Genomic DNA, 1,340 nt, shown 5'->3' with positions numbered 1-1,340 from the left:
AATACACCAAACGATAAGATCGGTGATTTAGATACAACTAAATACAATGATCCAGACAAAGTTTACTACGCAAATGGTGAGGGATTATTCAGTTACGGTCCAGCCGCTGATGCCGCTGAGCGTGCAGACGCGCAAACTGGCGGTAACGCTCGTGACGTAATTGGTGATACTACTAACCCATTAGCTGGTAGCCCAGATAGCTATGCAACTGGTGATGGTCTAACTCGTGAAATTGTATTCACTACTGACAATATTGAAAAAGGAAATACACCAAACGACAAGATCGGTGATTTAGATACCACTAAATACAATGATCCAGACAAAGTTTACTATGCAAATGGTGAAGGTCTCTTTGCTTACGGTCCAGCAGCTGACGCCGCAGAACGTGCAGACGCTCAAACAGGCGGTAATGCTCGTGATGTAATTGGTGATACTACTAACCCATTAGCAGGTAGCCCAGATAGCTATGCAACTGGTGATGGTCTAACTCGTGAGATTGTATTTACTACTGACAATATTGAAAAAGGTAATACACCTAACGACCAGATCGGCGATTTAGATACTACTAAATACAACGATCCAGACAAAGTTTACTATGCAAATGGTGAAGGTCTCTTTGCCTACGGTCCAGCAGCTGATGCAGCAGAACGTGCGGATGCTCAAACTGGTGGAAATGCTCGTGATGTAATCGGTGATACTACTAACCCATTAGCTGGTAGTCCAGATAGCTACGCAACAGGTGATAGTCTAACTCGTGAAATTGTATTCACTACTGACAATATAGAAAAAGGTAATACTCCTAACGACAAGATCGGTGATTTAGATACAACTAAATACAATGATCCAGACAAAGTTTACTACGCAAATGGTGAAGGTCTCTTTGCCTACGGTCCAGCAGCAGAAGCCGCTGAACGTGCAGACGCTCAAACAGGTGGCAATGCTCGTGATGTAATCGGAGATACAACCAACCCATTAGCAGGTAGCCCAGATAGCTATGCAACTGGTGAAGGTCTAACTCGTGAAATTGTATTTACTACCGACAATATTGAAAAAGGTAATACTCCAAACGATAAGATCGGTGATTTAGATACCACTAAATACAATGATCCAGACAAAGTTTACTATGCAAATGGTGAAGGATTATTCAGTTACGGACCAGCCGCTGATGCCGCTGAGCGTGCAGACGCGCAAACTGGCGGTAACGCTCGTGACGTAATTGGTGATACTACTAACCCATTAGCTGGTAGCCCAGATAGCTATGCAACTGGTGATGGTCTAACTCGTGAAATTGTATTCACTACTGACAATATTGAAAAAGGTAATACACCAAACGATAAGAT

Annotated in this window: 1 protein-coding gene; it reads left to right on the top strand. The window is 43.0% G+C overall.

Annotated features, from left to right (window positions below; all coding sequences use genetic code 11):
- Positions 1 to 1,340 (top strand): hypothetical protein (locus CJP74_RS08185; protein ID WP_222987051.1); only part of this gene is annotated, 1,340 nt, incomplete at both ends.

Source organism: Psittacicella melopsittaci (genome assembly GCF_003585925.1).
Classification (GTDB): Bacteria; Pseudomonadota; Gammaproteobacteria; order Enterobacterales; family Psittacicellaceae; genus Psittacicella; species Psittacicella melopsittaci.
The sequence above is the reverse complement of the archived record's forward strand: the minus strand, read 5'-3'. Positions and strand labels throughout refer to the sequence as shown.